Source organism: Sulfitobacter sp. HGT1 (assembly GCF_013282155.1).
GTDB lineage: Bacteria > Pseudomonadota > Alphaproteobacteria > Rhodobacterales > Rhodobacteraceae > Sulfitobacter.
Genome location: NZ_BLWI01000010.1, coordinates 206,213 through 227,528, shown reverse-complemented (window position 1 = coordinate 227,528; position 21,316 = coordinate 206,213). Strand labels below are relative to the sequence as shown.

Below are 21,316 nucleotides of genomic sequence, written 5' to 3'. Positions count from 1 at the left end.
CTAAAATGGCAACGGCAGATCTTTTGACAATGGACAACAAGAAACAAGCTGAAAAGCAAAAGGCCCTTGATAGCGCGCTGGCACAGATTGAACGCCAGTTCGGCAAAGGGTCGATCATGAAACTTGGTGCCGAAGGTGCCATTCAGGACATTAAATCAAGCTCAACCGGCTCGCTTGGCCTTGATATCGCATTGGGAATCGGTGGTTTGCCGATGGGCCGGATCATCGAGATCTACGGCCCCGAAAGCTCGGGCAAGACCACGTTGACGCTGCATTGCGTTGCCGAGCAGCAAAAACAGGGCGGTGTCTGTGCATTCGTTGACGCGGAACACGCGCTTGATCCGCAATATGCGAAAAAACTGGGCGTCGATATTGACGAATTGCTGATCTCGCAGCCCGACACGGGCGAGCAAGCCCTTGAAATCGTTGATACTTTGGTGCGTTCTGGTGCCGTGAACATGGTTATCATCGATTCGGTTGCGGCGCTGACGCCGAAATCGGAACTCGAAGGCGACATGGGCGACAGTTCAGTCGGTGTTCAGGCGCGGCTGATGTCACAGGCGATGCGGAAACTGACCGGGTCGATCTCTCGCTCGAACTGCATGGTGATCTTTATCAACCAGATCCGGATGAAGATCGGCGTTATGTTCGGTTCTCCCGAAACGACATCGGGCGGTAATGCGCTGAAATTCTATTCCTCGGTACGGCTTGATATCCGCCGCATCGGTGCGCTTAAGGATCGTGACGAAGTTGTCGGCAACGCCACGCGCGTCAAGGTCGTGAAAAACAAGGTCGCAGCGCCGTTCAAACAGGTTGAATTCGACATCATGTATGGCGAAGGCATTTCGAAAATGGGCGAACTGCTCGATCTGGGCGTCAAGGCCGGCGTGGTTGATAAATCGGGATCATGGTTCAGCTATGGCGACGAACGCATCGGGCAGGGGCGCGAGAACGCCAAAACCTTCCTGAAAGAGAATGAAGCCATGGCGCTGGATATCGAAGATAAAATCCGCGCCGCCCACGGGCTTGATTTCGCGGGTTCAGACAAGGATGACATCGACATTCTTGAGGCATAATTGCCCCAAAACTGGATTTCAGACTGGGCGTGCCAACCGGCGCGCCCTTTTTCGTGGGATGGGCCTGTGGACAGTGCCCCGCCGCAGGGTTATTTGAATGCAACGCATTTTTGCCCCTCGAAAGGCCCCGCATATGAAGACGCTTAACGATATCCGATCAACGTTTCTTGGCTACTTTGAAAAGAACGGCCACACGGTGCTGCCCTCCAGCCCGCTGGTACCGCGCAACGATCCCACTTTGATGTTTGCGAACTCTGGCATGGTGCAGTTCAAAAACCTGTTCACCGGTGTCGAAACCCGCGATTACAAACGTGCCACAACAGCGCAAAAATGCGTGCGCGCTGGCGGAAAGCACAATGATCTGGACAATGTCGGATATACCGCGCGCCACCATACCTTCTTTGAAATGTTGGGGAATTTCAGCTTTGGCGACTATTTCAAAGCCGACGCAATTGCGTTTTCCTGGGAGCTGATCACCAAAGAACTCGGGATCGACCCCAACCGGCTTTATGTCACGGTCTACCATACCGATGACGAGGCGGCGAACATCTGGAAGAAAGTCGCAGGTTTGCCTGACGACCGCATTATCCGCATCGCAACGGATGACAACTTTTGGATGATGGGCCCGACCGGCCCCTGTGGCCCGTGTTCGGAAATCTTTTATGACCACGGCGACCACATCTGGGGTGGCCCTCCCGGCTCTCCGGAGGAGGACGGCGACCGGTTTGTGGAAATCTGGAACCTGGTTTTCATGCAATACGAGCAGTTGGAGGATGGCACCCGAAAGCCGTTGCCGAACCAGTCGATCGACACAGGTATGGGCATCGAACGGGTTGCCGCGCTGTTGCAGGGCACCAACGACAACTATGCCACCGACCTGATGCGCAACCTGATCGTCGCAAGCGCCAATGCGTCCAATACCGACCCCGACGGCCCCGGCAAGACGCATCATCGCGTGATCGCGGATCACCTGCGCTCCACCTCTTTCCTAATCGCGGATGGCGTGATGCCGGCAAGCGACGGGCGTGGCTATGTCTTGCGCCGGATCATGCGCCGCGCCATGCGTCACGCGCATTTGCTGGGCATTCAGGACCCGCTGATGCACCGTTTGGTGCCTGAACTGGTGCGCCAAATGGGCGGTGCCTATCCCGAACTGGGGCAGGCCCAAGCGCTGATCACGGAAACACTTCTGCTTGAAGAAACCCGTTTCAAAAAGACGCTCGATCGCGGCCTCAAGCTGCTGGACGACGAATTGCGTGATCTGCCCGAAGGCGCAAACCTGTCCGGCGATGTCGCGTTCAAACTCTACGACACCTATGGTTTCCCGGTCGACCTGACCCAGGACGCTCTGCGTGAAAAAGACCGCGGCGTTGATCTGGACGGCTTTAACGCCGCGATGGGCAAGCAAAAGGCGCAGGCCCGCGCCGCGTGGTCCGGTTCGGGTGAAGCCGCTGATGCGACCGTCTGGTTTGACGTGGCCGAGGCCGCGGGGACGACTGATTTCCTTGGCTATGACACGGAAACCGCTGAAGGTCAGATTGTGGCGCTGGTTCAGGATGGCGAACAGGTCAAGACCGCCAAAGCGGGTGACAAGGTGCAGATCGCCCTGAACCAAACGCCGTTTTATGCCGAAAGCGGTGGTCAGGTGGGCGATACCGGTCTGATCAAGACGGAAACCGGCAGCGTCACGGTCACGGATACGCGTAAAACGGCCGGTGTATTCATTCACTTTGGCGATGTGACCGAGGGCACGGTTTCCCCCGGGCAGGCGGCTGTGCTTGACGTTGATCATGCCCGCCGCACCGCCATTCGCGCCAACCACTCTGCAACGCACTTGCTGCACGAGGCCCTGCGCAACGCGCTTGGTGACAACGTGGCACAGCGCGGGTCCTTGAACGCGGCAGACCGTCTGCGTTTTGATTACAGCCACAACCACGCCATGACCGCCGACCAGATCGCGCAGGTCGAACAGGAAGTGAACGCCTATATCCGGCAGAACGCGCCGGTCGAGACGCGGATCATGACCCCGGATGACGCCCGTGCCTTGGGCGCGCAGGCGCTGTTCAGCGAAAAATATGGCGACGAGGTGCGTGTTGTGTCGATGGGCCGTGAGGCCGGATCGGGCAAGGGCGCGGACAAGGCGACCTATTCGCTGGAGCTTTGCGGCGGCACCCATGTGCGCCAGACCGGCGACATCGGCGCGTTTGTTGTGTTGGGCGACAGCTCCAGCAGTTCTGGCATCCGTCGGATCGAAGCCCTGACCGGCAACGAGGCGCTGACCTGGCTACGTGCCCAGGAAGCCGCATTGTCGCGCGTGGCATCCGAGCTGAAAACCTCGACCGCCGATGTGCCAGACCGGGTGCGGGCGCTGATCGATGAACGCAAGCAACTCAGCAATGAGGTCGCGCAATTGCGCCGCGAGCTGGCGATGTCCGGTGGCGGCGCTTCCGCCCCTGAAACACGCGATGTGAACGGCATGACGTTTATGGCGCAGGTTCTGTCCGGTGTAACGGGCAAGGATCTTCCGGCTCTGGTCGACGAATACAAAGCCAAGCTTGGCAGCGGCGTCGTGCTGTTGATCGCTGACGCGGACGGCAAGGCGGCCGTTGCCGCAGGGGTGACCGCCGATCTGACCGGGCAGGCCTCGGCCGTGGATATCGTCAAGGCCGTTGTCGCGCAATTGGGCGGCAAAGGGGGCGGTGGCCGTCCTGATATGGCCCAAGGCGGGGCGAAAGACGTTGCAAACGCAGACGCGGCCATCGCGGCGGCCGAAGCCATCTTGAAAGGATAACCCCATGCCAGCACTCTGGATCGCCCATGTCACCGTCACAGACGAAGACGCCTACGGCAAATACGCCAAACTAGCAGGCCCCGCGATTGCGGATCACGGCGGCAAGTTTCTGGCCCGCGCTGCGCGTTTTGTGCAGCTCGAAGGCAAGGAACGCCCACGCAACGTCGTGGCCCGCTTCCCCTCGCTGGAAGAGGCCGTGGCCTGCTACAACTCGCCCGCCTACCAAGAGGCGCTAAGCCATGCCAAAGGGGCGTCTGAACGCGAACTGATGGTTGTCGAGATCGAAGACTGATCCCAAACCACCCCAGTTTATAAAAATACATTAGGCCCGCTTTCGCGGGCCTAATTGCTTTTCCGACACCCCAATTTCAACACCTCACCAACCACAATAAAAAAGGAGGGCCGCAAAGCCCCCCTTCCAAATGGTCTGAAATCCCGGGGGTCCGGGGGCTGGCCCCCGGTCCGGTGATTAAATCATGCAGACTTCGACATCCGCTTGCGCTCGTGCGGGTCAAGGTAGCGCTTGCGCAGACGTACCGCGTTTGGCGTCACCTCCACCAGCTCGTCGTCATCGATATAGGCAATCGCCTGTTCCAGTGACAGCGTGACAGGCGTTGTCAGACGCACGGCTTCATCGGTACCCGACGCCCGGACGTTGGTCAGCTGCTTGCCCTTCAACGGGTTCACTTCCAGATCGTTGTCACGGCTGTGTTCGCCGATGATCATGCCCTGATAAACGGCTTCTTGTGCGCCGATAAAGAACTTGCCGCGGTCTTCCAGTTTCCAAAGCGCATAGGAAACCGATGTGCCATTCTCCATCGAAATCAGAACACCGGCGCGACGGCCCGGGATCGGACCTTTATGCGGGGCCCAGTCGTGGAAAACACGGTTCAACACACCGGTCCCGCGGGTATCGGTCAGGAATTCACCGTGATAGCCGATCAGGCCACGCGATGGCACCAGGGCGATGATGCGGGTTTTACCGGCACCGGCTGGTTTCATCTCTGACAGTTCGCCCTTGCGCGGACCGGTCAGTTTTTCGATCACAGCACCCGAATATTCGTCGTCCACGTCGATGGTGACTTCTTCGATGGGCTCAAGACGCTCGCCGTTCTCGCCTTCGCGGAACAGAACCTGAGGGCGCGATACCGACAGTTCAAACCCTTCGCGGCGCATGTTTTCGATCAGAACACCCATCTGAAGTTCGCCACGACCGGCGACTTCGAAGGCTTCGCCACCGGGGGTGTCGGTGACTTTGATCGCAACGTTGGATTCGGCTTCTTTCATCAGGCGGTCACGGATGACGCGGGACTGAACTTTCTTGCCGTCACGACCCGCCAGCGGGCTGTCGTTGATGCCGAATGTGATGGTGATTGTGGGCGGATCGATCGGCTGTGCGGGCAGGGCGGTGTCCACGGATGTGGCCACGATGGAATCAGCCACGGTCGCTTTGGTCATCCCTGCGATCGATACGATATCACCGGCTTCGGCAACGTCGATGGGCTGCTGGCTCAGGCCGCGGAACGCCATGATCTTGGTGACGCGGAAGTTCTCGATCAGCTTGCCGTCACGCGACAGCGCCTTGACCTGCTCGCCTGTTTTCAACTGGCCGGTTTCAACGCGGCCTGTCAGCATCCGGCCAATGAACGCGTCCGCGCCCAAAGTGGTTGCCAGCATGGTAAACGGCTTGTCGATGTCTTTCAGCTGCTTTGGCGCAGGTACGTGCTTGACGATCAGGTCGAACAGCGCCGACAGATCCTTGCGCGGGCCGTCCAGTTCCATGTCGGCCCAGCCATTGCGGCCCGACGCGTACATATGCGGGAAGTCGAGCTGTTCGTCATTCGCACCAAGGCTGGCGAAAAGGTCGAAACATTCGTCCAGCGCGCGGTCGGGTTCGGCATCGCCCTTGTCGACCTTGTTGAGGACAACAATAGGGTTCAGGCCCAGTGCCAGCGCCTTGGAGGTCACGAATTTGGTCTGTGGCATCGGGCCCTCGGCCGCGTCAACCAGCAACACAACACCGTCAACCATCGACAGGATCCGTTCGACTTCGCCACCGAAATCGGCGTGGCCGGGGGTGTCAACGATGTTGATGCGCAGGCCCTTCCACTCGACCGAGGTCGGCTTGGCGAAAATCGTGATGCCGCGCTCGCGCTCCAGATCGTTGCTGTCCATGGCGCGTTCTGTGGTCGCCTGGTTTTCGCGGTAGGTACCGGATTGTTTCAGAAGTTCGTCCACCAGCGTCGTTTTGCCGTGGTCAACGTGAGCGATAATTGCGATGTTGCGCATGTCCATTGGGGTATGCCTTTGATAGGAAAGAGGGCCGCGCGCACTGTTGCACCGCAGCATTTGCGCCGCGCATACCGTGGTGCGCGCCAGAAAGCCAGCCCTAATACCAAACCAAAGGCGCGCTTCGGCAGGATTCAGTGCGTTGTGGTGTTTGAAAACAGGTGGATCACCAAAATTCCGGCAATGATCATGAACAGACCCACCAGCGCAGGCAGATCCAGCTTCTGCCCGAAAATCACATAACCGATGCCCGCAATGCACACGATGCCCAGACCGGACCAGATCGCATAGACGATGCCGACGGGCATCACCTTGAGCGCCAGCGCCATAAAGTAGAACGAGATCAAATAGAAGATCACCACCCCGACCGAGGGCCACAAACGGGTGAACTGCTGCGAGGCCTGAAGCGCCGTGGTGCCCATCGTTTCTGACACAATCGCGATAAACAGCCAGAGGTAATGCATTGTTCTAAAACCTTTTCAAAGGGGCAGGGCCGTGGTCTCCTTGATCTCTTCCATCACGAAACTGGCGGAAACATCAACAAGCGATACGCGCCGGATCAGCGATTGATACAAACGATCATACCCCGCCATATCCGCAACGCGCGCCCGGATCAAATAATCCAGATCACCGGTCATGCGGTACACGCCCTGAATTTCGGGCATGGCTTTTGTGGCCTTGGAGAATGCGTCGAGCCAGCCAGGTTCATGGGCATTGGTGCGGATCTGCATGAACACGGTCAGCCCCAGCCCCAGTTTTGCGGCATCCAGCAGCGCCACCCGTGCGGTAATGACGCCGCTTTCCTCAAGGGTGCGAATGCGCCGCCAGCAGGCATTGCGCGACAGGGCGACGCTTTCGCTGATCTGGTCAAGCGATTGATCCGCATTACGTTGCAATTCACCCAGGATACGGCGGTCTATGTCATCAAATGTCCTCATGGGGGCATCATTAATGTGAAAATATCCCACGACAAGGGGATTTTCAGTGATCTTTGGGATAAATGCACGGGGTGTTTTGGGTATCTTCCTCAAAAGCCGGTAAGCAACAGGAACATCCCCATGATCTCACGCATCTTTCTTGAACATCCCGCCAAGGTCGACGAAACATTTCTGGAGCATATGGCCTTTGCGCTGAAATTTGCGGGTCTGCTGTTTGCAGCGGCAGGCGCGGCCTTGGTTCATGCGCTTGTGCCATGCCTCTTCGAAAAGACCGCCAGCGGGATCATCGCAAAGCTTTATGCCAAGACCCATAATCGCGGGGCCTGAGATCAGGTCGCGATATAGCGGTCCCTGCGGTGGTTGAAGGTGATGATCATGTTCAGCACCACAGCCCCCAGCAGCGAATAAAACACCACCGAAGCCGGAAACAGGAACATCGCGGCGGTGAAAATCACCGCGTCGGTGATCAGTTGCACCCAGCCCGCCTTGAACCCTGTGGTATCTTGTACCAGCAGCGCAATGACACCCAGCCCACCAAGTGATCCGTTGTGACGGAACATCGCCAGCAGCCCAAGACCCACGAGTGATCCGAAAATCACCGCACCCAAGGCTGGATCAAGCGACTGGATCGTGAAGCCCAAGGGCAGCAGCGTGGTGACAACAGACAAAAGCGTAACTGAAATCAGCGATTTGATCGTGAACGCCGCCCCCAGCCGTTTATAGGCCAGAAAATAGAACGGCAGGTTGATCGCGAAAAACACGACGCCAAAGGAGGTGCCCGTCAGATAGGCGATAATCACCGCCAGACCCGCCGTCTGCCCCGTGATCAAGCCCACGGAGGTCAGAACATGAATGCCAAGCCCGCACAAAAACACCCCAAGGCTCAGTCCTTGGATATCGTCGACCAGATTGTGATGGGGGCTCAGAGGTTTCTTCATCCTCTTGAGGTAGGACAGCTATGTTGACCTGTCTAGGGGGTGTCCCGCAGAATTTGCCGCAGCGCAGCGAAACCTCGCGTCATATGGAAGTTCTGCACAAAAAAAGGGCCACCCCGATCGGAGCGGCCCTTGTGATCTTATCCCTTCAAGGCCTTGTTCAGGTTCTCGTCCACCTTCTCAAGGAAACCCATCGTGGTCAGCCAACCCTGATCGGGGCCAACCAGCAGCGCCAGATCCTTGGTCATGTGGCCCGATTCCACCGTATCAACGACGGTTTTTTCCAATGTCTCGGCGAAACTGGTCAACGCCGCATTGCCGTCCAGTTTGCCGCGATGCTTGAGACCACCGGTCCAGGCATAGATCGACGCGATGGAGTTGGTCGAGGTTTCCTCGCCCTTCTGGTGCTGGCGGTAGTGGCGGGTGACGGTGCCATGGGCGGCCTCGGCCTCGACCGTCTGGCCATCGGGGGTCATCAGAACCGAGGTCATCAACCCAAGCGAGCCAAAGCCCTGAGCCACAGTATCGGACTGCACATCGCCATCGTAGTTCTTGCAGGCCCAGACATAACCGCCGTTCCATTTCATCGCGCAAGCGACCATGTCGTCGATCAGGCGGTGTTCATAGGTAATGCCAGCCGCCTTGAATTTGTCTTGGAATTCAGTCTCGTAGATGTGCTGGAACAGTTCGAGGAACCGTCCGTCATATTGTTTGAGGATCGTGTTCTTGGTGCTCAGATAGACCGGCCAGCCAAGGTTCAGACCATAGTTCATCGACGCGCGGGCGAAATCGATGATGGATTTATCAAGGTTGTACATCGCCATCACAACGCCTGAATCCGGTGCGTCAAACACCTCGCGTTCGATCTCCGTGCCGTCTTCACCGACGAATTTCAACGTAAGTTTGCCCTTGCCGGGGAATTTGAAATCAGTGGCTTTGTACTGGTCGCCATATGCGTGGCGGCCCACGACGATCGGCTTGGTCCAGCCGGGCACAAGGCGCGGCACGTTCTTGCATATGATCGGCTGGCGGAAAATCACACCACCCAGAATGTTGCGGATCGTCCCGTTGGGCGAGCGCCACATCTCTTTCAGGCCGAATTCTTCGACGCGCGCCTCGTCCGGGGTGATGGTCGCACATTTGACGCCAACGCCGTATTGCTTGATCGCATTGGCCGCATCGATGGTGATCTGGTCGTTGGTCTCGTCGCGGACCTCCATCCCCAGATCGTAATATTTCAGATCAATGTCGAGATAGGGCAGGATCAGCTTTTTCTTGATAAAATCCCACATGATGCGGGTCATTTCATCACCGTCGAGTTCGACAATCGGGTTGTCTACCTTGATCTTGGTCATCGCAAGAGGTTCCTTTGGCTTGGCTGTCTTGGGGCTGGGTCACCCCCTCTGCTTTGCAGCATCAGGGTAAACGCAGCGTGAATTTCAATTATGTATGTGCGGCAAACCAGGCGGAAACCCGTGTGCGGGCATAGTCCCACAAGCCCGGTGCGCCTGTATTGATCTTGGTTCCGACCTTTTCGATGAACTGGTCATGGGTCACCTGATATTCGATCCAGCTGCCGCCGCCCGACGCGAGGTTTTGCATCGGTGGCTGAAAGCGGTCAAGCGACTTGGCGAATTGTGCGGTCGGGGTCTGGTTGGCCTCGAATTCCTCCCAGGCTGCGCGAAGATCGTCGCCCAAGTCCTTGGGAAGCAGCCCGAATATCCGATCAGCCGCCGCTTGTTCCTGCGCTTCCATGTCAGTGGTATCATAGCTGCCAAAGATCGGATTATCGCCCGCGTCGATTTCGACCAGATCATGAAGGATCAGCATTTTGATCACCCGGATCATGTCCACCTCGGGGCCGGCCTGATCGGACAGAACCAGGGCATAAAGCGTCAGATGCCAGCTGTGTTCGGCGGAATTTTCCGACCGCGACCCGTCACACAGCAGGGTGCCGCGCATGACCGACTTGAGCTTGTCCGCCTCGTTCAGAAAGGCGATTTGCTGCTCAAGCCGCCTCGTCATTCCTGCGCGGCTTTCGCCTTATGGGCCGCAAGCGCTTTTTCCATAAACGCACGGCCCTGAAACGTCGCCATCCGGGTGCGGATCGCTGTAACAAAGGCTTCTTCCATGGTCTGGGAGGACGCCCCGAGAACGGAAGCGACCTCCATAAACAGGCGTTCGTTTCCGGTCTCGCGTTGAACAGCCAGACATTCTTCGGCCAGTTGGTTGGCCATATCCGTGACGTTCTGGTCGGCCATTAGCGTGTCGTCTCGGTCAGGCGGCGTTTCACGTAATCGGTGGTCGAGGTGATCAGCGTCTCCATATGCGGCTCTTCAAAGAAGTGGCCGGCACCCTCGATCTGTTGATGGGTGATGGTGATGCCTTTTTGCTCGTGCAGCTTGTTGACCAGATTAACGGTGTCAGCAGGCGGTGCCACGCGGTCAGCCGTGCCGTTGATCACCAGACCCGAAGCCGGGCAGGGCGCAAGGAAGCTGAAGTCATACATGTTCGCAGGGGGGGCGACCGAGATGAAACCGGTGATTTCAGGACGGCGCATCAAAAGCTGCATACCGATCCAGGCACCGAACGAGAAACCGGCAACCCAGCAATGCTTGGAGTTGTTGTTCATCGATTGCAGATAGTCGAGCGCCGACGCGGCATCGGACAATTCGCCGATACCCTGATCATATTCGCCCTGGCTGCGGCCAACGCCACGGAAATTGAACCGCAGGACCGTGAAGCCCATTTTATAGAAGGCATAGTGTAGATTATACACGACCTTGTGGTTCATGTTCCCGCCAAACTGCGGGTGCGGATGCAGCAAAATCGCAATTGGCGCGTCGCGCTCTTTTTGCGGGTGGTAGCGGCCTTCGAGGCGGCCTTCGGGTCCGGGAAAAATTACCTCGGGCATGGGCGTCCCTACATTGGGTTCTAAAGATCCAGCGGAATAGTTGACGAATTCCCTAAGACATCTTAGAACGGTTCTAACTTGTCTGATCCCAGCTTTTCTGGGGGTCAGGCACTGCACTTAGGCATTTAAGGCGTCGCCGTCAATCAAACAGGCGATTTTGGCAAAGGAATCATTGCGATGAAGCTGTCGACCAAGGGGCGTTATGCCATGGTGGCGCTGACCGATATTGCGCTGCAACCCGCCGGCGCATTGGTGTCACTGGGTGATATCGCGGATCGCCAGTCGATTTCGCTGCCCTATCTTGAGCAGCTTTTCGTCAAGCTGCGCCGCGCCGAGCTGGTTGCATCCGTGCGCGGCCCCGGTGGCGGCTACCGGCTGGGCCGGCCTGCGTCGGATATTCGTGTGGTCGATATTCTGGCGGCCGTCGATGAAAAGGTCGATGCGATGCATGTGGGCGCAGGGGCATCGGGCGGATCGTCGGGCAGCCGGGCGCAATCCTTGACCAACCGCTTGTGGGAAGGGCTGAGCGCGCAGGTCTATGTGTATTTGCACCAGACGCGTTTGTCGGATGTGGTGGCCAACGAGCTGGCCCCATGCCCTGCGGTGCCGAACCTGTTTGCGGTGGTGGATGAGGAATGAGGGCGATGGCCGCGCAAGCGCGATTTCTTTTGTTAAGGAATGAGGGACGCTGTCCCTCAAACTCCCTGGGATTTTTGACCATTTGGAATGGGCAGTGAGGGTATATCTGGATCATAATGCGACCACGCCTTTGCGGGCCGAGGCGCGGGCTGCGATGATTGCGGCGATGGATGTGGTTGGTAATCCGTCCAGCGTCCATTCCGAGGGGCGTGCGGCCAAGATGCTGGTCGAGCGGGCGCGGGCGCAGGTGGCGCAGCTGGTCGGGTGTAAAACCACGCAGGTGATCTTTACCAGCAGTGCGACCGAGGCGGCGGCTTTGGCTGTGGCGCAGAAGGGGCGGCACGGCGGTGTTTTCGGCGCGCTTGCAACAGAGCATGATTGTCTGGGCGTCTGGAGCGAGGTCGCGGTTGATCCGGCTTTGGGTGCGGCCGGGGCCGGGTTGGTTGCGGTTTCAGCGGCCAATAGCGAAACCGGACTTCTGGGCGATGCGGGCCGGGTGATTGGCAGCACTGATGCGTTTTCGACCATTTGCGATATCACGCAATTGGCCGGCAAGATGCCGGTGATCTATCAAGACGTGACCCCGTCCTATGCGATTTTATCGGCCCATAAGATGGGCGGGCCGAAAGGCGTGGGGGCGTTGATCAACTTTACCGCCCATGACCCCGAACCGATTTTGCGCGGCGGGGGGCAGGAAATGAACCGTCGGTCGGGCACCGAGAATGTCATCGGGATTGCCGGTTTTGGTGCCGCTGCCGAGGCGGCGGGCCGTGATGTGGCTGCGGGACGGTGGGACGAAGTGGCCGAGTTCAGAAATATACTGGAAAACGCTATTGCGGCTGCCTCTGATCAGACTATTTTTGTCGGGAATGACATGCCGCGTCTGCCGAACACCACCTGCGTGCTGACCCCCGGCTGGAAGGGCGAGACCCAGGTGATGCAGATGGATCTGGCGGGATTTGCTGTTTCGGCCGGGTCGGCCTGTTCAAGCGGCAAGGTGAAAGCCAGCAAGGTCTTGCAGGCGATGGGCTATTGCGACGGCGATGCGGCAAGTGCGATCCGCGTGTCGCTTGGCCTTGAGACAACACAAGAAGATGTACAGCGCTTTGCACAAGCCTGGGCAGTGAAATTCGAGAAACACAAGATGCGGGCGGCGTGATGCCCGAAGCGAGAGGAATATGAGCGTGGACACTACGATAGTAAAAGACGGCGTCGATCAGGAAACCGTTGATGCGGTGCGCGAAGTTGGCGGTGCCTATAAGCACGGCTGGTCCACCGACATCGAGATGGACTATGCGCCGCTGGGTCTGAACACCGATATCGTCAAGCTGATCTCGGAGAAGAACGAGGAGCCGGAGTGGATGACGCAGTGGCGTCTGGACGCCTATGAGGTGTGGCTGACCAAGAAAGAGCCCGATTGGGCGATGGTCGATTACCCCGAAATCGATTTCCAGAACCAGTACTACTATGCGCGCCCCAAATCCATGGCGGTCAAGCCCAAGTCGCTGGATGATGTGGACCCGAAGTTGCTAGCGACCTATAAAAAGCTTGGCATTCCGTTGAAAGAGCAAGCGCTTTTGGCGGGCGTTGAGGGGGCAGAGGAGCTGACCGATGCGCCGCGCAAGGTGGCCGTGGATGCGGTGTTCGATTCCGTATCCGTCGGCACAACCTTTCAGAAGGAGCTTAAGGCGGCGGGGGTGATCTTTTGTTCGATCTCCGAGGCGATCCGTGAGCATCCCGAGTTGGTCAAGAAATACCTCGGCTCGGTCGTGCCGGTGAATGACAATTTCTATGCCACGCTGAATTCGGCGGTATTTTCCGACGGATCGTTCGTTTACGTGCCGCCGGGTGTGCGCTGCCCGATGGAACTGTCGACCTATTTCCGCATCAATGCTGAAAACACCGGTCAGTTCGAACGCACGCTGATCATCGCCGACAAGGGGTCTTATGTGTCCTACCTTGAGGGCTGTACCGCACCGCAGCGCGACGAATCGCAGCTGCATGCTGCCGTGGTCGAGATCATCATCGAGGAAGATGCCGAGGTGAAATATTCGACCGTTCAGAACTGGTACCCCGGTGATGAAAACGGCAAGGGCGGGATTTACAACTTTGTGACCAAGCGTGCCGATTGTCGCGGTGACCGGGCCAAGGTGATGTGGACGCAGGTTGAAACCGGCTCTGCCGTGACGTGGAAATACCCGTCTTGCATCCTGCGCGGCGACGACAGCCAGGGCGAGTTCTATTCCATCGCCATCGCCAACAACATGCAGCAGGCCGATACCGGCACCAAGATGATCCATCTGGGCAAGCGCACCAAGTCGCGGATCGTGTCCAAGGGGATCAGTGCGGGCAAGGCGCAGAACACCTATCGCGGGCTGGTGTCGATGCACCCCAAGGCCAAGGAATCGCGCAATTATACCCAATGCGACAGCTTGCTGATCGGCTCTCAATGCGGGGCGCATACCGTGCCTTATATCGAGGTCAAGAATAACAGCAGCCGGGTTGAGCACGAGGCGACCACATCCAAGGTGGATGACGACCAGCTGTTCTATTGCCGCAGCCGTGGCATGGACGAGGAAGAGGCCGTTGCCCTGGTTGTCAACGGGTTCTGCAAGGACGTGTTGCAAGCGTTGCCAATGGAATTCGCGATGGAAGCGCAGGCGCTCGTTGCGATCTCCCTTGAAGGATCGGTGGGGTAAATCGGGATGATGCGCAAACTGACATGGGACGTGGCGGTCGCTGCACTGGTGTTCTGGGTGTTGATCACCTTTTTCAGGGCGGATGGCCTGTCGTTGGAAGCGTTTAAATCGACGCTGCCGTCGGTGCTGATCTTTACGATGATCTATGCCGCGATCCGTGTCGCGCTGGTCGTGTTGCGCAAGGGGAAAGACGAATGATCCTGACCACAACGCCAACCATCGAAGGGCGCAGCATTGCGGCCTATCAGGGCATTGTCGTCGGCGAGACGATCATGGGGGCCAATATCGTGCGCGACATGTTTGCGCGAGTCACTGATATCGTCGGCGGACGTTCCGGCCAGTATGAAAACAAGCTGCGCCACGCCCGCGAGGCCGCGATGGCAGAGCTTGAGCAAGAGGCGCGTGCCAAAGGGGCGGATGCGGTTGTGGGCATTGATATCGACTATGAAATCATCGGCGACAGCATGATGATGGTGTCTGTATCGGGTACGGCGGTGCGGCTGGCCTGATGACTGTTGCTGTCGATACCAACCCTTTGTCCCTGCATTGGTGGAAGGCGGTCCCGAATTTCGGGGACGCGATCAGCCCTGTGGTGCTGGCCCATGTGTCGGGCCGCAAGGTGGTTCATGCCGGTGTGAACAAGGCCGAGGTCTGGGGTGTCGGATCGCTGTTGCAGGTGGTCAAACGCAGCTATACCGCCAAGAAAGACATGCGCCCGACGATCTGGGGGACGGGGCTTTTGCATCCGGTTCACGGCACCAAGTTTACCAAACACGTGAATATCGCGCTGGTGCGCGGCCCGATTACGGCGGCCCTGCTGGATCTTGAGGTGTCGCGCTTTGGCGATCCGGGGCTTTTGATCAGCGATGTCTGGCCACAGGATCGGGTGCCGAACGGCAAGATCGGGATCGTGCCCCATCATTCGCTGATGGAGGATCTTGTGCTGGCGGCCCTGTTGGACAGCGACCCGAAATACCAGCTGATTGACCCGCGCGGCCCTGCGCAAGACGTTTGTGCGGCAATTGCGGCCTGCGACCATGTCTTTGCCTCGTCCCTGCACGGGTTGATTGTGGCGGATGCTTACGGCGTGCCGAACACCTGGCTGGCACCAACCGGGCAGTCGCGCCTGAAATATCTGGATTATGCGGCATCGGTCGGGCGGGTCATGGCCGCCCCTGTGATGATCGAAGATATCCCCATGCTGGATTTGCCAAAACCGGACGCAAAACCACCCTATCAGGCAGGAATTGATGCCTGCCGAGACGCTCTTTATGCCAGCTTTCCCAAAGCCTTGCGGGCCGGAGTTGATGCATGAAACCGATCAACGAAACGACCGCAAGCGCGGGCTTTTCATTCACCAAATTCGCTGTCATTGCAGCGCCAACCTATAAGTAAAGGAACCTCCCATGCTGAGCATCAAAGGCCTGAAGGTCAAACTGGAAGACGAAGACAAGCAAATCCTGAAAGGTGTCGATCTGGAGATCGAAGCCGGCAAGGTGCATGCGATCATGGGCCCGAACGGGTCGGGTAAATCGACGCTGTCCTATGTGCTGTCGGGCAAAGACGGCTACGAAGTGACCGGCGGCTCTGCCACCCTCGAAGGGGTTGATCTGCTGGACATGGAACCCGAAGACCGCGCCGCTGCCGGTCTGTTTCTGGCGTTCCAATACCCCGTGGAAATTCCCGGTGTGGGCAACATGACATTCCTGCGGACGGCGGTGAACGCACAGCGCAAATCGCGCGGCGAAGAAGAAATGACCGCTGCCGAGTTCCTCAAGGTCGTGCGCGCCCGCGCGAAAGAGTTGAAGATCGACGCGGAAATGCTCAAGCGTCCGGTCAATGTCGGCTTTTCGGGTGGCGAGAAGAAGCGCAATGAAATCCTTCAGATGGCCATGCTTGAACCTAAGATGTGCATTCTGGATGAAACCGATTCCGGTCTGGACGTTGATGCGATGAAACTGGTTGCCGAAGGTGTGAATGCCTTGCGCACCGAAGGCCGCGGTTTTCTGGTCATCACCCACTACCAGCGTCTGCTGGACCACATCAAACCGGACGTTGTGCATATCATGGCGGATGGCCGGATCATCAAAACCGGTGGTCCCGAACTGGCGCTCGAAGTTGAAAACAACGGATATGCGGATATCCTTGCCGAGGTGGCGTAATGGCCGAAGCAGCAGTAAAACAAACCCCGACCGACGCGATGATTGCGACGCTCGACATGCCGCAAGGCGGGTGGTCGGATGCCGCACGCCGCGACGCCTTGGCGCGGGTCCAAACGATGGGCCTGCCCGGACGCCGCGACGAATACTGGAAATACACACGGCCTGATACGCTGGTTCAGGCGCAAGCACTTCCGGCTGCCTTGCGCGATGGCGATGACACCGTTTTGTTCGACACGGTTGACCGGCTAAAGATCGTCTTTGTCGATGGCGTTTTTGACGCGGAAGCTTCCGATGATCTTTCCCTGGACGGGATCACGATCGAACGGCTTGCCGATGCGACATCCGATCTGCATTGGGCGCGTGACGTTTATGGCGTGTTGGAAAACAACGGTCAAAATCCGGTGCCGCGCCCCTTGGCCGCGCTGAACACGGCCTTTGCCGCCGATGGTGTGCTGATCCACGTGACGGGCAAACCGTCCAAGCCGGTCAACATTATTTATCGCCGGACATCGACCACAGCCGACGCGATGCTGCATAACTGCATCAAGCTGGATGCCGGTGCCGAAATGACTTTGCTGGAAAACGGCCCTGTTGCCGCGCGCTTTAACGGTGTGCTTGAGGTCGAAGTGGCGGATAAGGCGGCGTTCCACCACGTGCGCGCCCAAGGTCGTGACCATGAACAACGCGCTGCGACCCACATCTTTACCCGTCTTGGCGCGGAATCGACCTTCAAGTCGTTTACCCTGACTGCCAACGGCGTGATGACGCGCAACGACTGCGTGATCGAGCTGACCGGCGATGATGCGAATGCGACAGTCGCAGGGGCCTGCGTCGGCGATGGCGGAGATTTCCACCACGACGACACGGTTTTCATCACCCATGACGCAGTGAATTGCGAAAGCCGTCAGGTTTTCAAAAAGGTGCTGCGCAACGGGGCGACGGGCGTTTTTCAGGGCAAGATTCTGGTCAAGGCCGGCGCACAAAAGACTGATGGCTACCAGATCAGCCAATCTTTGCTGCTGGACGAAGACAGCCAGTTCCTCGCCAAGCCCGAGCTTGAAATTTACGCCGATGATGTGGCCTGTTCGCACGGCTCGACCTCAGGGGCGATCGACGAGGACGCGTTGTTTTATCTGCGCTCGCGCGGCGTGCCCCACGGCGCGGCAACCGATCTGCTGACCTTGGCATTCCTGGCCGAAGCGGTGTTGGAAGTCGAAGACGAAGCCCTGCGCGAAGAAGTCACAGCCCGGCTTGCGTCATGGCTTGAGCGGCACGCAGCCTAATGGCCGCGACGCACGAAATCGTTGCAAGCTATCGCAACCCGGCAGCCGTCATCGCACGGCTGCTGGGGCAGGGTACCCGCGAGGACCGCAACCTGATCTATCTCATGGTGGCGTGCCTGATCTTTTTCGTGGCCCAGACACCGCGCCTTGCCCGGGAATCTTTTATCGACGGCACTGAACTGAACATGCTGCTGGGGGCATCCCTGATGGCATGGCTGTTTGTGGCGCCGTTGATGTTGTACGGGCTGGCCGGTGTCACCTTTGTGATACTGAAAATTTTGCGCGGCAACCCGACGGGATACGCCACACGTCTGGCGCTGTTCTGGGCCTTGCTGGCCTCCAGCCCCGTTTTGCTGTTGCACGGGCTGACGGCGGGCTTCGTCGGGCCGGGGATAGAGCTTCAGATCGTGGGGCTGATCTGGTTTTGCATCTTTTCGTGGTTCTGGATCAGTGGCCTGCGCGTCGCATATAGGCAATCAAAATGAATAATACCGACCTGCGTCAGTTGCTGACCAATCTTGTGGTTCTGTCCTTGCGTGAACCGCGCAAGGCGGCTGAACAAATCATTGGCTGGCAGCTTAACCGTGAAACGCTGTGGACCGCGCTGGCGCTGGCTGCGGCCGTCAACACGCTGATCTTTTCGATCTCTGTTGTCTTGCAGCCCTCTGCCGCGATGCCCGCGTTTTTCACCAGCCCGCTGGCCATGTTCGTCCTGCTTGCAGGGGTGCTGGTTGTCACGACCCACGGCCTGTACTGGACGGGCCGCGCCATTGGCGGGACCGGTGATCTGGGCGACATGCTGTCGCTGGTCGTGTTCCTGCAAGTGCTGCGGATATTGGCGCAGATCGTGATATTCGTGGTGATGTTCGTAGCACCGGGCCTGTCGCTGCTGCTGTCTTTGGCAACGGGGATCATCGGGCTTTGGATCCTGGTGAATTTCATCGCCGCTGCCCACCGTTTTACCAGCATGGGCCGCGCCATTGGCACCTTGCTGATCGCCATGGCCGCGATTGTTCTGGGCCTTAGCTTTCTGTTGTCGATCGTCGGCATCGCCGCACAAGGAGTAGTGCCAAATGTATGACGTAAACAAAATCCGCAGCGACTTTCCGATCCTGTCGCGTACTGTGAACGACAAGCCGCTGGTGTATCTGGATAACGGTGCCTCAGCGCAAAAACCGCAGGTCGTGATCGACGCAATCAGCCATGCCTATTCCCATGAGTATTCCAATGTTCACCGTGGCTTGCACTACCTTTCTAATCTTGCGACCGACCGTTATGAATCCGTGCGCGGCACCATCGCCAAATTCCTGAATGCCGGTGACGAAGACGAGATCGTGTTCACCTCGGGCACCACCGAAGGCATCAATCTGGTGGCTTACGGCTGGGCCATGCCGAACCTTCAGGCGGGCGACGAGATCATCCTGTCGGTGATGGAACACCACGCAAATATCGTGCCCTGGCATTTCCTGCGCGAACGCCAGGGCGTGGTGATCAAATGGGTCGATGTCGATGCCTCCGGCGCGCTGGACCCGCAGGCGGTGATTGACGCGATCACCCCCAAGACCAAGCTGGTGGCGGTCACCCATGTGTCGAACGTGCTGGGCACTGTCGTGGATGTCAAAGCGATCACCGCAGGGGCCCATGCCAAGGGCGTGCCGGTGCTGGTGGACGGCTCACAAGCGACTGTGCACATGCCCGTGGATGTCCAAGACATCGGCTGCGATTTCTACGCGATTACCGGTCACAAACTCTATGGCCCGTCTGGGTCCGGTGCGATCTATATCAAGAAATCCCGCATGGCGCAGATGCGTCCGTTTCTGGGCGGCGGTGACATGATCCGCGAAGTGACCAAGGACAGCGTGACCTATAACGACCCCCCGATGAAGTTCGAGGCCGGCACCCCCGGCATCGTCCAGACCATCGGCCTTGGTGTCGCGCTGGATTACATGATGGGCATCGGGATGGAGAACATCGCCGCCCACGAGGCCACCTTGCGCGATTACACGGTGGAACGGCTTGCCGGTCTGAACTGGGTGCAGGTGCAGGGCACCACGCCCAACAAGGCCGCGATCTTCAGCTTTACGCTGGACGGGGCGGGGCATGCCCATGACATCTCAACCATCCTAGATAAAAAAGGCGTGGCCGTGCGGGCAGGGCAGCATTGCTGCGGCCCGCTGATGGACCATCTGGGCCAAACCGCCACCTGCCGCGCGTCTTTCGGCATGTATAACACGACCGCCGAAGTCGACACGCTGATCGAGGCGTTGGAACTGGCCCATGATCTGTTCGCGTGACGCGTCGCTGATTTGATCAGGGTTGATTTTGTAATTGCAGGGGGCGGCGTGGCTGGCTATACCGCCCCCAGACGGACCCATAGCTCAGCTGGATAGAGCGCTGCCCTCCGAAGGCAGAGGTCGCTGGTTCGAATCCAGCTGGGTTCACCATTTTCCTGATATTTTGTAAGATTTGCGTCTGTTGGGGCTTTGCTTTTGATCGCGTATTATTTGCAAAGTGGACATATGTGTAGGCGTGTTTTGATCTGCGCACGTAGAAAGAAGCTCTAGGTCCGCTTTGAGTCCATATCCACCGGAGCTTCACATCAAATAGGAAGTTTTGCGAAGCATCAGGGATGTTTTGGATACTGAAGTGGCGTCACACCCTCACGAATCTGGCATCATCTGCACGTACTAGGCCGAACCGTTCCGGTTTTTAACAGATCATTAATTGGAGCCGGAACGTGGGGGTATTGGGACGTAAGAATTTTGCGTCTCATCGGAATAATGCCCCTGATATTGCTAAGCTTGCTCCAGGCTATCTTTTGAGTTTTGATGTAGTCTGCGTGATGGTCCTGATCGTCTCTCATAAACTCCCGCGCTAGTAGATAGCTTCCATTATGTGTTTGAGAAAGTTCTTCAAATGCGTCTATTGCAGGCATCATCTGAGATGTTTTCTTGAAAAGGTCATAATACATGTTGCCGAGCATTCGATCTGGGAGTTGCCTGCTTTGATTAAATCGATCCCAGTAAGGCTGAGGCAGCGATATGCAAGGTGAAATGAAGGACGCATAGACGCTCATAAAGCCTTGGGATTTAATTAGGCTTTCTGCTTCAAGGATTCCTTCTGCAGCTTCATCAATGATCCGCTTGAAATCGTATATGCCCTTTGATGCAGCCATGTGCCTGCAGATGAAATTCACATCTACAGTGCCAAAGTTAAGAATAACATTTGCTTCGCGAGGTATTGGTTCAAGTATCTTGGTAAGGTACTGCTTATGCTTGTCTTTTCCGAGTGAACGGGCGCTCCATCCGCTGGCCCAGTAGGGGAAATAATTGGGTGCATCTCCAAATATATAGTCGAACACTTCTGAACTGCTCGATCCCAAGACAACCAAGGGCTGCCCAGTTCTTTCGCCCCCTAAAGAAAAATTCTTAAATATTTTCTTGAGCATCATAGTGATGTCCTTAGCTGCTCCCAAGTTTGATACTGACAATGGGAATGAATCTCAACACGGTTCGAAAGGCTGCGCCGACAACGGCCTGAGTTCATTCGCAATGGTATTATCTGTTGAGACGACACGTTTGAAAGCATCC

General features: G+C 57.6%; 24 protein-coding genes and 1 tRNA gene. 16 read left to right on the top strand and 9 right to left on the bottom strand.

The features are described 5' to 3' along the window. The first annotated feature begins 5 nt into the window (after positions 1 to 5). The 3 genes from recA to HGT1_RS11135 all read left to right on the top strand — a co-directional run bounded on the left by recA (position 6) and on the right by HGT1_RS11135 (position 4,159). On the top strand, positions 6 to 1,076 hold the full coding sequence (gene recA, locus HGT1_RS11145; RefSeq protein WP_176250016.1) for a recombinase RecA: 1,071 nt from the start codon (positions 6 to 8) through the stop codon (positions 1,074 to 1,076). A gap of 133 nt (positions 1,077 to 1,209) precedes the next feature. After that, the gene (alaS, locus tag HGT1_RS11140; RefSeq protein ID WP_176250015.1) at positions 1,210 to 3,867 is read left to right on the top strand and encodes an alanine--tRNA ligase; all 2,658 of its coding nucleotides are present in this window, start codon (positions 1,210 to 1,212) and stop codon (positions 3,865 to 3,867) included. Positions 3,868 to 3,871: 4 nt separating this feature from the next. Next, positions 3,872 to 4,159: a DUF1330 domain-containing protein gene (locus HGT1_RS11135; RefSeq protein WP_176250014.1), complete on the top strand. Its 288-nt coding sequence runs from the start codon at positions 3,872 to 3,874 to the stop codon at positions 4,157 to 4,159. Between the two features lie 182 nt (positions 4,160 to 4,341). Here HGT1_RS11135 and typA read toward each other — a convergent pair whose 3' ends face one another. The 3 genes from typA to HGT1_RS11120 all read right to left on the bottom strand — a co-directional run bounded on the left by typA (position 4,342) and on the right by HGT1_RS11120 (position 7,094). Next, positions 4,342 to 6,162 (bottom strand): translational GTPase TypA, encoded by a 1,821-nt coding sequence (gene typA / locus HGT1_RS11130; protein ID WP_176250013.1) that lies wholly within the window; start codon positions 6,160 to 6,162, stop codon positions 4,342 to 4,344. Positions 6,163 to 6,290: 128 nt separating this feature from the next. Further along, positions 6,291 to 6,620, bottom strand: a complete 330-nt coding sequence (locus HGT1_RS11125) for a multidrug efflux SMR transporter (protein ID WP_176250012.1) — start codon at positions 6,618 to 6,620, stop codon at positions 6,291 to 6,293. 15 nt (positions 6,621 to 6,635) lie between these two features. Further along, positions 6,636 to 7,094 (bottom strand): Lrp/AsnC family transcriptional regulator, encoded by a 459-nt coding sequence (locus tag HGT1_RS11120; RefSeq protein WP_176250011.1) that lies wholly within the window; start codon positions 7,092 to 7,094, stop codon positions 6,636 to 6,638. 120 nt (positions 7,095 to 7,214) lie between these two features. Between HGT1_RS11120 and HGT1_RS11115 the strand changes: the two genes are divergently transcribed. Next, positions 7,215 to 7,421 carry a DUF6356 family protein gene (locus HGT1_RS11115; protein ID WP_176250010.1) on the top strand — a complete coding sequence of 69 codons (207 nt, stop codon included), beginning with the start codon at positions 7,215 to 7,217 and terminating at the stop codon, positions 7,419 to 7,421. Between the two features lie 2 nt (positions 7,422 to 7,423). On the opposite strand, the gene HGT1_RS11110 is transcribed toward HGT1_RS11115, so the two are convergent. The 5 genes from HGT1_RS11110 to HGT1_RS11090 form a co-directional block, all read right to left on the bottom strand. Continuing rightward, the gene (locus HGT1_RS11110) at positions 7,424 to 8,032 is read right to left on the bottom strand and encodes a YitT family protein (RefSeq protein WP_176250009.1); all 609 of its coding nucleotides are present in this window, start codon (positions 8,030 to 8,032) and stop codon (positions 7,424 to 7,426) included. Positions 8,033 to 8,169: 137 nt separating this feature from the next. Beyond that, positions 8,170 to 9,384, bottom strand: coding sequence for an NADP-dependent isocitrate dehydrogenase (locus HGT1_RS11105; protein ID WP_176250008.1), 1,215 nt, complete (start codon positions 9,382 to 9,384; stop codon positions 8,170 to 8,172). Between the two features lie 88 nt (positions 9,385 to 9,472). After that, the gene (locus HGT1_RS11100) at positions 9,473 to 10,054 is read right to left on the bottom strand and encodes an HD family hydrolase (protein WP_176250007.1); all 582 of its coding nucleotides are present in this window, start codon (positions 10,052 to 10,054) and stop codon (positions 9,473 to 9,475) included. Then, a complete protein-coding gene (locus tag HGT1_RS11095) occupies positions 10,051 to 10,290 on the bottom strand; it encodes a hypothetical protein (protein ID WP_176250006.1) in 240 nt (79 codons plus the stop codon). The genes HGT1_RS11100 and HGT1_RS11095 overlap by 4 nt, the downstream gene beginning before the upstream one ends. Then, a complete protein-coding gene (locus tag HGT1_RS11090) occupies positions 10,290 to 10,943 on the bottom strand; it encodes an alpha/beta hydrolase (RefSeq protein WP_176250005.1) in 654 nt (217 codons plus the stop codon). The genes HGT1_RS11095 and HGT1_RS11090 overlap by 1 nt, the downstream gene beginning before the upstream one ends. Before the next feature lie 177 nt (positions 10,944 to 11,120). Between HGT1_RS11090 and HGT1_RS11085 the strand changes: the two genes are divergently transcribed. The 12 genes from HGT1_RS11085 to HGT1_RS11030 all read left to right on the top strand — a co-directional run bounded on the left by HGT1_RS11085 (position 11,121) and on the right by HGT1_RS11030 (position 20,170). Then, the gene (locus tag HGT1_RS11085) at positions 11,121 to 11,582 is read left to right on the top strand and encodes an Rrf2 family transcriptional regulator (protein WP_176250004.1); all 462 of its coding nucleotides are present in this window, start codon (positions 11,121 to 11,123) and stop codon (positions 11,580 to 11,582) included. A 94-nt stretch (positions 11,583 to 11,676) separates the two neighbouring features. Continuing rightward, a complete protein-coding gene (locus HGT1_RS11080) occupies positions 11,677 to 12,741 on the top strand; it encodes a cysteine desulfurase family protein (protein WP_176250003.1) in 1,065 nt (354 codons plus the stop codon). Positions 12,742 to 12,760: 19 nt separating this feature from the next. Continuing rightward, positions 12,761 to 14,281 carry a Fe-S cluster assembly protein SufB gene (gene sufB / locus HGT1_RS11075; protein ID WP_176250002.1) on the top strand — a complete coding sequence of 507 codons (1,521 nt, stop codon included), beginning with the start codon at positions 12,761 to 12,763 and terminating at the stop codon, positions 14,279 to 14,281. 6 nt (positions 14,282 to 14,287) lie between these two features. Next, on the top strand, positions 14,288 to 14,479 hold the full coding sequence (locus tag HGT1_RS11070) for a hypothetical protein (protein ID WP_176250001.1): 192 nt from the start codon (positions 14,288 to 14,290) through the stop codon (positions 14,477 to 14,479). Then, on the top strand, positions 14,476 to 14,790 hold the full coding sequence (locus HGT1_RS11065) for a heavy metal-binding domain-containing protein (RefSeq protein WP_176250000.1): 315 nt from the start codon (positions 14,476 to 14,478) through the stop codon (positions 14,788 to 14,790). Before HGT1_RS11070 ends, HGT1_RS11065 begins: the two co-directional genes overlap by 4 nt. Next, a complete protein-coding gene (locus HGT1_RS11060; protein WP_176249999.1) occupies positions 14,790 to 15,596 on the top strand; it encodes a polysaccharide pyruvyl transferase family protein in 807 nt (268 codons plus the stop codon). Before HGT1_RS11065 ends, HGT1_RS11060 begins: the two co-directional genes overlap by 1 nt. A gap of 91 nt (positions 15,597 to 15,687) precedes the next feature. Beyond that, positions 15,688 to 16,443 carry a Fe-S cluster assembly ATPase SufC gene (sufC, locus tag HGT1_RS11055; RefSeq protein WP_176249998.1) on the top strand — a complete coding sequence of 252 codons (756 nt, stop codon included), beginning with the start codon at positions 15,688 to 15,690 and terminating at the stop codon, positions 16,441 to 16,443. Next, the gene (locus HGT1_RS11050) at positions 16,443 to 17,726 is read left to right on the top strand and encodes a SufD family Fe-S cluster assembly protein (RefSeq protein ID WP_176249997.1); all 1,284 of its coding nucleotides are present in this window, start codon (positions 16,443 to 16,445) and stop codon (positions 17,724 to 17,726) included. The genes sufC and HGT1_RS11050 overlap by 1 nt, the downstream gene beginning before the upstream one ends. Then, positions 17,726 to 18,211: a YIP1 family protein gene (locus HGT1_RS11045; protein ID WP_176249996.1), complete on the top strand. Its 486-nt coding sequence runs from the start codon at positions 17,726 to 17,728 to the stop codon at positions 18,209 to 18,211. The genes HGT1_RS11050 and HGT1_RS11045 overlap by 1 nt, the downstream gene beginning before the upstream one ends. Further along, positions 18,208 to 18,807, top strand: a complete 600-nt coding sequence (locus tag HGT1_RS11040; RefSeq protein WP_176249995.1) for a Yip1 family protein — start codon at positions 18,208 to 18,210, stop codon at positions 18,805 to 18,807. The genes HGT1_RS11045 and HGT1_RS11040 overlap by 4 nt, the downstream gene beginning before the upstream one ends. Then, positions 18,800 to 20,020 carry a cysteine desulfurase gene (locus HGT1_RS11035; protein WP_176249994.1) on the top strand — a complete coding sequence of 407 codons (1,221 nt, stop codon included), beginning with the start codon at positions 18,800 to 18,802 and terminating at the stop codon, positions 20,018 to 20,020. The genes HGT1_RS11040 and HGT1_RS11035 overlap by 8 nt, the downstream gene beginning before the upstream one ends. 73 nt (positions 20,021 to 20,093) lie before the next feature. Continuing rightward, positions 20,094 to 20,170 (top strand) — tRNA-Arg (locus tag HGT1_RS11030). Positions 20,171 to 20,400: 230 nt separating this feature from the next. Here HGT1_RS11030 and HGT1_RS11025 read toward each other — a convergent pair. Then, positions 20,401 to 21,177 carry a hypothetical protein gene (locus HGT1_RS11025; protein ID WP_176249993.1) on the bottom strand — a complete coding sequence of 259 codons (777 nt, stop codon included), beginning with the start codon at positions 21,175 to 21,177 and terminating at the stop codon, positions 20,401 to 20,403. Between the last annotated feature and the right edge of the window lie 139 nt (positions 21,178 to 21,316).